This is a genomic window from Nocardia puris, from assembly GCF_003315035.1.
In the GTDB taxonomy this organism is placed as follows: Bacteria; Actinomycetota; Actinomycetes; order Mycobacteriales; family Mycobacteriaceae; genus Nocardia; species Nocardia puris.
Map to the genome: position 1 here is coordinate 1 of NZ_QNRE01000009.1, position 12,023 is coordinate 12,023.

4 protein-coding genes are annotated in these 12,023 nt (G+C 72.4%); all 4 read right to left on the reverse strand.

The window, feature by feature from the left end:
- The coding region (locus tag DFR74_RS21260; protein ID WP_211334143.1) for a type I polyketide synthase at positions 1 to 8,825 on the reverse strand (8,825 nt) is incomplete at its 3' end.
- Between the two features lie 222 nt (positions 8,826 to 9,047).
- Positions 9,048 to 9,827: a thioesterase II family protein gene (locus DFR74_RS21265; RefSeq protein WP_067513816.1), complete on the reverse strand. Its 780-nt coding sequence runs from the start codon at positions 9,825 to 9,827 to the stop codon at positions 9,048 to 9,050.
- A gap of 89 nt (positions 9,828 to 9,916) precedes the next feature.
- Positions 9,917 to 10,456, reverse strand: a complete 540-nt coding sequence (locus DFR74_RS21270; RefSeq protein WP_067513815.1) for an ester cyclase — start codon at positions 10,454 to 10,456, stop codon at positions 9,917 to 9,919.
- Between the two features lie 35 nt (positions 10,457 to 10,491).
- Positions 10,492 to 12,003, reverse strand: a complete 1,512-nt coding sequence (locus DFR74_RS21275) for an FAD-dependent oxidoreductase (protein WP_067513814.1) — start codon at positions 12,001 to 12,003, stop codon at positions 10,492 to 10,494.
- Positions 12,004 to 12,023 lie beyond the last annotated feature (20 nt).

Consider the following 12,023-nt stretch of genomic DNA (forward strand, 5'->3'; position numbering starts at 1 on the left):
ACCGCATCCGACAACCGCTCCAACACCACCAAACCCACACCCTCCGACCACCCCGTACCACCCGCACCCGCACCGTAAGAACGGCACCGACCATCGGCGGAAAGCCCACGCTGGCGCGAGAACTCGATGAAAGTGTTCGGCGTGGACATCACGGTGACGCCACCGGCGAGCGCGAGATCGCACTCGCCGCTGCGCAGCGACTGCGCGGCCAGGTGCAGCGCGACCAGCGACGACGAGCACGCGGTATCCACCGTGATCGCGGGACCTTCGAAGCCGAAGGTGTAGGACAGGCGGCCCGATACGACGCTGGACAGGTTGCCCGCCAGCAGCAGTCCCTCGAACTCGCCCGCGGCGCCCTGCACGCGGACGGCGTAGTCGTCGTACATCGCGCCGGTGAACACGCCGGTGCGGCTGCCGCGCAACGTGGCCGGATCGATGGCGGCGTTTTCCATTGCCTCCCAAGAGGTTTCGAGCAGTAGGCGCTGCTGCGGGTCGATCGCGGTGGCCTCGCGCGGCGAGATACCGAAGAAGGCCGCGTCGAATACGTCCGCCTCGTGCAGGAAGCCGCCCTGCTTGGTGATCGAGGTGCCCCCGCGCTCGCCGGTCGGATCGAACAGGTCGTCCACGTTCCAGCCCCGGTTGACCGGGAACTCGCTGATGGCGTCCACGCCCTCGCTCACCAGCCGCCACAGATCGGCGGGCGTGCGCACCCCGCCGGGGTAGCGGCAGGCCATGCCCACGATGACGATCGGGTCGTCGTCGGTGCGCGCGGTGGCCGTGAAAGCCACTGCGGTGGTGGTCTTCTCGGGCTTCAGGAGTTCGCCGAGGTGGGCCGCGAAGGCGGCGGGTGACGGATGGTCGAAGACCACGGTCGCCGACAGCGCGATGCCGGTGTCGGCGCTGACCTTGTTGCGCAGCTCCAACCCGGCCAGCGAGTCGAAGCCGAGTTCGCGGAAGGCGGTGTCCACGTCGATGCCGGCCGCCGAGGTGTGGCCGAGCACCGTGGCGCTCGCCGCGGTGACGTAGTCGAGGATCGCGGCGGCACGCTCGTCCTCGGGCAGCGCCTCGATCGCGGCGGCCCATCCGCCCCCGCGGGCGGCGGTCGTGCGACGGGTGGGCGGGCGCAGGATCGCGGGACCGTTCGCCGCGGCGGCGGCCGTGTCGATACGTGCCGCCACCACAACGGGATCCGGGTGCGCGAGAGCCGCGTCGAACAGCGCGAGCCCCTGGTCGGCGGTCAGCGGCGGAGTGCCGACGCGCTTCCAGCGCTCGACGTCGGTGTCCGAGAGACCGGTGCCCATGCCCGCTTCCCACAGACCCCAGGCCAGTGACAGCGCGGGCAGGCCGAGCGAGGCCCGGTACGCGGCGAGGCCGTCGAGATAGGTGTTGGCGGCCGCGTAGCTTCCCTGGCCGGCCGTGCCCACGTGGCCCGACAGCGAGGAGAACAGCAGGAACGCATCGAGATCCAGCTCCGCGGTGGCCTCGTGCAAGTACCAGGCGGCGTCCACCTTTGGGCGCAACACGGTGGCGATCCGCTCGTCGGTGAGCGCGTCGAGGGTGGCGTCGGCCAGCGTGCCCGCGGCGTGCACCACCGCGCGCAGCGGGCGGTCGTCCGGGATCGCGCCCAGCACGTCGGCCACACCGGCGGCGTCCGCGACATCGGCGGCGATGACGCGCGCGGTGGCGCCCGCGTCGCTGAGTTCGCCGAGCAGCCGGTCCACACCGGGCGCGGCCGGGCCGCGACGGCTGACCAGCACCAGGTGCCGCACACCGTGCGCAGTCACCAGGTGCTTGGCGATCAGCGCGCCGAGTCCACCGGTGCCGCCGGTGACGAGCACCGTGCCATCGGTGCGGATCGGGCGGGGTGCGGGGGCGGCGGTGCGCTTGATCACCTTGGGCGCGAACAGTTTTCCGTCGCGCACGGCCAGCTGGCTCTCGCCGCTGCCCACGGCGCGGCGCGGCCAGGCGCCGATCTCCTCACCTTCGGGCAGGTCGAGCAGCAGGAACCGGCCGGGGTGCTCGGTGGCGGCGACCCGGCCGAGGCCCCAGACCGCCGCGCCCGCGAGATCGGTGACCCGCTCGTCCGGGGTGACGGCGACCGCGCCGCGGGTGATCAGCACCAGCGGTGGCGCGCCGTCGGCGATGCGCTCCCGAATCGTCTGTGCGGCAAGTGAAACCGCCGCGTACACCGCTTCCGGTGCACGGCCCGCGGGCACCTCCAGCGCCACGGCGTCGGCCTCGCCCGCATGCGCCGCCTCCGGTCCACGACCGGCGGGCACCTCCACCGCGACGGCGTCGGCCTGGTCCGCACCGGGCAGCGGCGACCACGTCACGCCGTACAGCGGTGGGCGCGTGGCCGATCCGGCGACGGCGGTGGGGCGCAGATCGAGCGAGTCGACGGTGACGACCGGCGTACCGTCCGCACCCGAGACCGCGATGGTGACCGACCGGTCCCCCGTGCTCGTCAGTCGCGCCCGCAGCGCACCTCGGCTGGGATTCGCGACGCGCACACCCGTGAACGCGTAGGGCAGCAACAACTCTCCGGGTTCCGACGACGCCGCCAGTTCCAACACCAGCGGATGCAGCACGGCGTCGAACAGCGCCGGATGCACGGCGTACCGGTCCGCACCGGTCACCTCGCCGATCTCGGCGAACAACTCGCCTTCGCGCCGCCAGAGCCGGGTGACCAGGCGGAACGCCGGACCGTACGCGTAGCCGATCTCGGCCAGCCGCTCGTAGAGGTCGCCGACCGGCACCTCCTCGGCGTCGGCGGGCGGCCACGCACCCACGGGTGCGGCGGCGGGAGCCTCGGCGTCGAGGAAGCCCGACGCGTGCCGGGTCCATGCGCCGCCATCATCGGCGGGCCGGGCGTGGATCGCGAGCGCGCGCCGTCCGGTGTCGTCGGCGGCGGCAGCGACGACCTGGAGGTCGACGGGTCCGTCGAGCGGCAGCGCCGCCTCCACCACCAGCTCCGACACCTGTCCCGCGCCGACCTCGCCCGCCGCCGCGAGCGCGAGATCCACGAACGCCGTGGCGGGCAGCAGGGCGGTGTCGGCGATGACGTGATCGCGCAGCCATCCGTGGTCGGCGCCGGTGACGCGCCCGCCGAACAGCACCTCGTCGCGGTCGGCGGGGTCGAGGCGGGCGGTGAGGAGCGGATGCCCGGTGTCGGACCGGTCCGTACCGGTGGGCAGCCAGTACCTCGTGTGCTGGAAGGCGTAGGTGGGCAATTCCACAGGCGCGGAATCGGTTTCGTACAGCGCGGTCGGTTCGGCGGGTGCGCCGTACACGTGCGCGGTGTGGACGCCCACGCGGAACGTCTCGTCCTCCGGCCTGCCGTCGCGCTGCAACGCCACCGCCACCGACCCACTCTCGGCGAAGGAAGCGCGGGCGAGACCGGTGAGGACCGCGTCCGGCCCGATCTCCACGAAGACCCGCGCGCCGTCGCGCTCGAGCCGCCGGACCGCGTCGTGGAACCGCACGGTGCCGCGCAGCTGGCGCACCCAGTAGTCCGGGGAGCTCGATTCGGCCTCGCCCGGCGCGTAGGTGGACACCACGGGAATCGCCGGCGCGGTGAATCGCACCGAGGCGGCCACCTGCCGGAACTCGTCGAGCACGCCGTCCATGTGGGCGGAATGGAACGCATGGCTCACCCGGAGTTCGCGCGTGCGGCGTCCGGCATCGCGCCACCGGTCGGCCACCGCGCGCACGGCCTCGGCGTCGCCGGAGAGCACGACCGCGTCGGGGCCGTTTACCGCCGCGAGATCCACACCGGCACCGAGGGATTCGGCGATCTCCTCGGCGGTCGCGGCGATCGCGACCATGGTGCCGCCCGCCCGCGCGGCCTGCATGAGCCTGCCGCGCGCGGCCACCAGCCGCGCCGCGTCGGCCAGGCCGATGCCGCCCGCGACGTGCAGCGCGGCGAGTTCCCCGATCGAGTGCCCCGCGACGAGGTCCGGGACGAGTCCGGCGTGCGCGCACAGCGCCGCGAGCGCGACCTCGACCGCGAACAGCGCGGGCTGGGTGTACTCGGTGCGGTCCAGCAGATCGGCGTCGTCGCCGAAGACCACCTCGCGCAGCCCGCGCTCCAGCCACGGGTCGAACGCGGTGCACACGTCGTCGAACGCGGCGGCGAAAACCTCGGAGCGCGTGTGGAGTTCGCGGCCCATGCCGAGCCGCTGGGCACCCTGTCCGGTGAACAGGAACGCCGTGCGCCCGGTCTTCGCGGCGCGGCCGGTCACCAGACCGGGCGCGTCGGCATCGTCGCGCAGCGCGCGCAGACCGGCCAGCAGCTCGTCGGCGGTGCGCCCGAAGACCGCGGCTCGCTCGTCCAGCAGGGCGCGCGAGGTCACCAGCGAGCGCGCGACCGCGCCGACCGGCAGTTCCGGTCGCGCGGAGACGAAGTCGGCCAGCCTGTCCGCCTGGGCCCGCAGCGCCGCGCGATCGCGGGCGGACAGGAACCAGGCCACCGTCTCGTCCGCGTGGTCGGCCGCGACGGGTGCGCTCGGATCGCCCTCCTCGAGCACCAGGTGGGCGTTGGTGCCGCTGATGCCGAACGACGAGATGCCGGCGCGACGCGGTCGCTCACCGCGTGGCCAATCTCGCTGTTCCACAAGCAGTTCCACGGCGCCCGCGCTCCAGTCCACGTGTGGAGTGGGCGCGTCGACGTGCAGCGTCTTGGGCAGGGTCGCGTGTCGCAGCGCTTGCACCATCTTGATCACACCGCCGACGCCGGCGGCCGCCTGGGCGTGCCCGATATTGGATTTGAGCGAACCGAGATACAGCGGACGGTCCTCGGCGTGCCGCGCGCCGTAGGTGGCGAGGATCGCGTCGGCCTCGATGGGATCGCCGAGCGCGGTGCCGGTGCCGTGGGCTTCCACGGCGTCCACCGCGTCGGCGGTCAGGCCCGCGTCGGCCAGCGCGCTCGCGATCACCCGCCGCTGCGCGGGCCCGTTCGGCGCGGTGAGCCCGTTGGACGCGCCGTCCTGGTTGATCGCGGTGCCACGGATCACCCCCAGCACCCGGCGCCCGTGCCGCCGCGCCTCCGAAAGCCGCTCCAGCACCAGCACACCCGCGCCCTCGGCCCACGCCGTGCCGTCGGCCGCCGCCGCGAACGGCTTGCACCGGCCGTCGGGCGCCAGGCCGCGCTGACGCGAGAACTCCACGAACATCCCGGGATTCGCCATCACCGCGACACCGCCCGCGAGCGCGAGCGTCGCCTCGCCGGAACGCAGCGAGCGCACCGCGAGATGGATCGCGACCAGCGACGACGAGCACGCGGTGTCCACCGTCAGCGCGGGCCCGAGCAGCCCGAGCTGGTAGGCGACGCGGCCCGACATCACGCTCGGCGCGGTGCCGGTGAGCACGTAGCCGTCGGTGCCCGCCGCGGGCGTGTGCATCCGGGGACCGTAGTCGGAGGTGGTGGCGCCGACGAAGACCCCGGCGCGGGTGCCGGACAGTGACTGCGGGTTGATGCCCGCGTGTTCCACCGCCTCCCAGGATGTTTCGAGCAGCAGCCGCTGCTCGGGGTCCATGCCGAGCGCTTCGCGCGGGGAGATGCCGAACAGTCCGGCGTCGAAATCGCCCGCGCCGTCGAGGAATCCGCCGCGCCGGACATAGCTGCGGCCCGCCCGCTCCGGTGAGGCGTCGAACAGCGCGTCGTCCCAGCCGCGATCGGCGGGAAACTCCGAGGTGGCGTCGACGCCGTCGAGCACCACGCGCCACAGCTCGTCCGGGCCGGTCACACCGCCGGGGAAGCGGCAGGCCATGCCGACGATGGCGATCGGGTCGTCGGTGGTGGCGACCGCCGACACGGCGTCGAGATCGATTGCCGCGCCGGAGAGTTCGGCGCGCAGGAACTCGATCAGCGCCGCGGGCGTCGGGTAGTCGAACAGCAGGCCGCCGGGCAGCGATCGGTCGAGCGCGCGCGCCAGCGACGTGCGCAGCTCGACACCGAGCAGCGAATCGAAGCCGAGATCGCGGAAGCGGGCGCGCTCGTCCAAGCGCTCGGTGGGGTCGAGTCCGAGCACGGCGCGCACGTGGGTGAGGACCAGGTGATCGAGGTCTGCGGGGAGGTTACGTTGGGAGGAGCCGTTCTCCGCAACGGCCGACTGTCCCCCGGCGCCGGGTACCGCCTGGTGCGCGGCCGTTTGCCCATCGGAGCGGTTCTCCGTCCCGTGGGAGCTGCGCTCCGTCGCGTCAGCAACGGACGCTCCGCTCCAATCAGCGGACGCACCCGGCAGCGGGTACCGCCTGCGCTGGAACGGGTACGTCGGCAGATCCACCACGCGCGCACCGCTTTCGGCGAACAGCGCCGCCCAATCCACTCCTGCCCCGCGCACGTGCAGGCGGGCGGCCGCCGCCACGGCGGTCTCCGGTTCGGACCGGTCCGGCCGCAGAACGGGCACGGCGGCAATGCGCTCGGGATGCTCGGCCGCGTCCGCGATCATCGCCGAGCAGATGCCGTCGGGCCCGGCCTCCAGCACGGTGGCCACACCGGCTCGCTCCAGCGCGCGGACCGCGTCGAGGAAACGGACGGGTTTGCGAACGTGCTCGACCCAGTAGTCGGCGGACGCCCAGTCGGTCGCGTCGCCACCGGTCACCGACGACACGCCCCGCAGCCGGGGTTGCTCGAAGCGCAAAGTGCCGACCACATCGGCGAATTCGCTGAGCATCGGCTCCATGAGAGGCGAGTGGAACGCGTGCGAGACGCGCAGGCGCTTCACCTTGCGCCCGCGCCCCGCGAACTGCTCGGCGACGGCCAGCGCGTCCGCCTCGGCGCCAGCGACAACCACGGCTCGCGGCCCGTTGATCGCCGCGATCCCGAGTTCGGGCCGCCCGGCCAAGAGCGGGGCGACCTCCTCGGCGCTCGCCTCCAGCGCGATCATCGCGCCACCCGCGGGCAGCGCCTGCATGAGCCTGCCGCGCGCCGCGACCAGCCGCGCCGCGTCGGCGAGCGAGAGCACACCGGCCGCGTGCGCGGCGGCGATCTCGCCGATGGAGTGCCCGGCCACGAAATCCGGTGCCACACCCCAGGATTCCGCCAGCCGGAACAGCGCCACCTCGAGCGCGAACAGCGCGGGCTGGGCGTGACCGGTCTCGTCCAGCCGCGCGCCGGACGCGATGAGCTCGCGCAGGGGGCGCTCGAGTTCGCCGTCCAGATGGGCCGCCACCTCATCGAAAGCCGCGGCGAAGGCCGGGTATTCGGCGTACAGCCCCAGCCCCATGCCGGTCCGCTGGCCACCCTGGCCCGCGAACACCACGGCCAGGGCGCCGGGCTCCACCCGTCCGGAAACCAGTGCGGGCGAGGGCAGCCCGGCGGCGACCGCCGCCAGCCCGCCGAGCAACGCCCGCTCGTCCGCGCCCCACACCACGGCGCGGTGCTCGAAACTCGCCCTGGTGCGCACCAGCGACCACCCGACGTCCACCGCGTCGCGACCGGTCAGGTCCAGCCGGCCCGCCGCGGCGGCCAAGGCCTCGGGTGTCTTGGCCGACAGCACCAGCGGCACCACCGCGGGGCGACGGCCCGGCGCGGCCGGTTCGGGGTCGGGACCGGCCCCGACCACCACGTGGCAGTTGGTGCCACCCATGCCGAACGAACTCACGCCCGCCAACAGCGCCGCATCGGGAGCGGGCCACGGCGTGAGTTCGGTCTGCACCGCGAGCGAGAGCTCGTCGAACGCTATGGCCGGGTTGGGCTCGGAGTACCCGAGGCTGGGCGGCAACTGCCGATGCTTCAGTGCCAGCAGCACTTTCAACAGTCCGGTGAGCCCGGCCGCGCCCTCCAGGTGGCCGACGTTGGTCTTGGCCGACCCGATCCGCAGCGGCGCCGCACGACCCGCACCCAGCACCGCGCCAAGGGCGGCCGCCTCGATCGGATCGCCCACGGGCGTGCCGGTGCCGTGCGCCTCCACGTACTGCACCTGCGCGGGCGAGACACCGGCCCGCCGGTACGCCTCGCGCAGCACCTGCTCCTGGCCCTGCTGCCCGGGGACGGTCAGCCCGTCGGTCGCGCCGTCGTTGTTCACCGCGCTGCCCAGAATGACGCCGTGCACCCGGCGACCGGCCGCGAGCGCCTCGGCCAGCGGTTCGAGCACCAGCACCACCGCGCCCTCGCCGCGCACGAAACCGTCGGCGCTCGCGTCGAAGGCCGCCGAGGTGCCCGTGGGCGACAGACCGCCGAACCGTTCGGTGGCCACCGCGCCGGATTCGGCCAGGTTGAGGTTGACCCCGGCGACCAGCGCCGTCGACGCCTCGCCCGAGCGCAGGCTCTGGCAGGCCAGGTGCACCGCGACCAGCGACGACGACTGCGCCGAATCGACGGTCAGGCTGGGCCCGCGCGCGCCGAGGAAATAGGAGAGCCGGTTCGCGATGACGCCTCGGCTGGCGCCGGTGAGCGTGTGGTGGGTGATCGACGCGTCCTCGGCGGTCGCCAGCAGTGCCGCGTAGTCGTCGCGGTGCGCCCCGACGAAGACGGCCGCGTCGGTGCCGCGCAACCGGTCCGGGACCGTGCCCGCGTCCTCGAGCGCTTCCCAGGCCAGTTCCAGGACGAGCCGCTGCCGGGGGTCCATCGCCGCGGCCTCGCGCGCCGAGATGCCGAAGAATTGCGCGTCGAACCCCGTCACGTCGGCGAGGAACGCGCCGCGGCGGATGCCGGTCGCGGTGGGAGTGCGGAATTCCGTGCGTCCGGCGGGCCACGCCGATATCGCATCGTTTCCGGACCGAAGTAATTCCCAGAATGCTGCCGGATCGGCGGCGCCGGGCAACCGGCACGAGAATCCCGTGATGGCGATTTCGGCGGCGCCAGCGGCGTGTGTCGAAGTCAAAGCGATTCTCCCCTTAGTCCCACCGGAAAACAGTCGATCACCATGGACGTAACGACAACGTAGCAATGCGCGGGGCACGGCTCGGTAATCCGCGAGTAATCGCGCCCTCACGAACACGAAACAGGGCGGCCGGTACGGGCCGCCCTATTCGTTTCGATCACTGTGCGACAAATGGTTTCCGGAAAAACAATGACCGGATAATGAAAGATGACGCGCCGGTCGTCAACGCACGTCGGCGACGGATTCCGCGCCGGTCAGCCGGGCCCGCAGCGCGCCCGCCACCGCGTCGGCGTGCTGGTTGAGGAAGAAGTGCCCGCCGGCGAACTCGCGCAGCGTGAACGCGCCCTCGGTGTGCGCGCCCCACTCGGCCACCTCCTCGACGGTGGCCTTCGGGTCGGCGTCCCCGGTGAATGCCGTGATACCGCAACGCAATACGGGCCCGCCCGCCCGCCGGTAGCGCTCGATGGCCCGGTAGTCCCCACGGATGACCGGCAGCACCATAGCCGCGATCTCGGGGTCGTCCAGCGCGGCCGTGTCGGTGCCGCCCAGCCGCCGCACGTCGGCCAAAAGCTCTCGGTCGCTTGCCAAGTGAGTGCGCTCGTCCCGGAACGTGCCCGGCCCCCGCCTGCCGGACACGAAAAGCTCGGTCAGCGTCACACCGGTCTGCTGCAATCGGACCGCCACCTCGAACGCGACAGCCGCCCCCATGCTGTGCCCGAAGAACGACACCGGCCGGTCGATCCAGGGCAGAACGGCCTCGGTGACGCGGTCGGCGAGGTCGCCGATGTCCTCGATGATCGGTTCCGCGCGACGCTCCTGCCTGCCCGGATACTGCACGGCGACCGCGTCGATCTCGGGCGCGAGCGCCTTGGTCAGCCGGAAGAAGTAGCTCGCCGAGCCGCCGGCGTACGGAAAGCACACCAGCCGGTGCGCGGCGTCGGGCGCGGGACCGAATTGCCGGACCCAGCGGCCCGCCCCCGCGCGAGTGTCGGTGTCCACCATGGGAATCCCTCAGTTCGTCGGAGCCCCGCCCGATCCGCGGCAGGGTGGCCGGCGCGGGCGGCCCGGCCGGACCGCCCGCGCCGAAGGTGCTACGCGTCACCGCCGGGCAGCAGCCCGACCTGCTGCGACATATCGAAGAAGTCGAAGCTGATCCGCCACCAGGAGATGAGCCCGCCGCGGAACTCGTAGGTGTCGGTGCCCTCCAGCGTCCACTGCTTGCCGGTGCCGTCGACGCGCGGGGCCGGGTTCTCCGGCGGCCAGCGGTCGATGTAGCCGGTGAACGTCGCGGTGCCGCGCCACGGCACCACGATGCGGTTGCCGTCCAGCGCGATCAGCGGCGCCGTGGTGGCCTCGAAACGCATATCCGGGAACGCCGTGTAGGTGATCTCGGAGAACAGGCGGAAATCGTCGTGCCCGCGCGAATTGCGCCCCATCATCGACGGATCTTCCACCACGATGTCGTCGGTGACCAGCGTCAGCAGCGTATCGGTGTCGTGGGTGTTCAACGCGGTGAACCAGCGCTCGAAGATATCGCTGATCTGTTCCGCGCTCGGCAGCGAACCGCCCAGCGCGGCGCGCGCCTTCGTATATCGGTCGTCGAAATATTCGATTTTCTCCAGGCCAGCCATCGGAGAAATCCTTCCGGTAGAAATCAGTCGTTCGTTCAGTCGGCCGGACGGACGGCCAGGGTGTGGGTGAAGTGATTGCCCGGGTCCCAGTCGGCCTTGACCTGCCGCAGCCGCGGGTACGCGGACCCGAAGAGCAGTTCCTCCCAGGAGTGGCCGGAATCGTTGAGTTCCGGGTCGGCCAGATCGGTATCGGTGTAGTTGAGGACCGCGCCGCCGTTCGGGCCACCCGCCGCGGGCACGCCGCCGGTCGCGGCGTAGACGTCGCGGTACCAGCCGCGGATCCACGCCAGGTTCGCCGCGTCCTCCGCCTCGGTCGCCCACATCACCAGGAACAGCAGCTTGATGATCGAATCGCGCTGCGGCGCCGCGGTTTCCGCGGGATCGACGGCGTTGACCCGGCCGCCGTAGCCGCCGAGCTCGACCAGCGTGGCTGGCTCGCGGAAGTCCGGGTCGGTGAGCCGACGGTAGAACGCGCTCGCCTGGTCGGCGGGCAGTTCGGTCCGCAGGTAGGCCGACTTCGCCTTGAACCGGCCCTTGCCCTCCCAGCCGTCACCGCCCAGGTTCGCCCAGGCGGTGACGTGGCTGATCCACGACACCCGCTCGCGCACGTCCACCCGGTACTCGGCCACGCCCTCGGCGACGGCGGCCAGGAACTCGTCCAGGATCCGCTCGGCATCCGGTGTGGCGGCGTCGATCTGGGTGGAGAGCAGGAACTCCCCGGCCGAGATGTGGCGCGGCTTGAGCGCGCTGAACAGGTTGACGGCCGGCGAATCCGGCGCCGAGTTGCGCGCGTGCCAGCCGGTGAAGTTCGTCAGCAGCCTGGTGAACTTCGCCTCGTCCAGATCGGCCCAGCGAAACACCACTTCGGAGACGAGCATTTCCTCCGGCGCGGCGGGCAGCGCGTCGGCGGGCGCGTCGCCCTCGGCGTCCGGCGCGCGGAACCAGAACTTGGTGACGACCCCGAAAGTCCCGCCGCCACCGCCGGTGTGCGCCCACCACAGATCCCGGTTCGGATCGTCGGCGGCCCGGCTCGCCACCACGGCCCGAGCGCGCCCGCCCGCGTCGACCACGACCACCTCGACCGCTTCCAGATAGTCGACCAGGTGGCCGAACTGGCGCGTGAACGCGCCGTAGCCCGCGTTGGTGACCTGGCCGCCGAGCGCGACCGGCGGGCCGACGCCCGCCGGCACCGTCACGCGCCACTGCTCGTGCAGCGCCTTGTACAGGTCGACGGTGGTAATGCCCGGTCCGACCGCGAAGGCGGAACGCTTCGCGTCGTACTCCACCGACGTCAATTGCGAGGTGCTGATCACGACGCGGTTCTGCGGCGCCGCGATCAGACCCTCATACCCCGCGCCGCTGCTGTGGACGGCGAAGCGGGCGCCGCTGTCCACGACGTGCTGCACCGCGGCGACGGTCTCCTCCACCGAGCGCGGCAGCAGCACGTAATCCGGTGTGCCCGACCATCGTCCGTTGAAGCTCGCCGTCAAGGTGGCGTACCTCGGGTCGTCCGGTGTCACTCGCTCGACTTCGGAGGTCACGGTCATTCCTCAATCTCCTCACTGGG

Coding starts and splice junctions, on each gene's coding strand:
- DFR74_RS21270 (WP_067513815.1), bottom strand. CDS start 10,456: ATGGCTGGCCTGGAGAAAATCGAATATTTCGACGACCGATATACGAAG.
- DFR74_RS21265 (WP_067513816.1), bottom strand. CDS start 9,827: ATGGTGGACACCGACACTCGCGCGGGGGCGGGCCGCTGGGTCCGGCAA.
- DFR74_RS21275 (WP_067513814.1), bottom strand. CDS start 12,003: ATGACCGTGACCTCCGAAGTCGAGCGAGTGACACCGGACGACCCGAGG.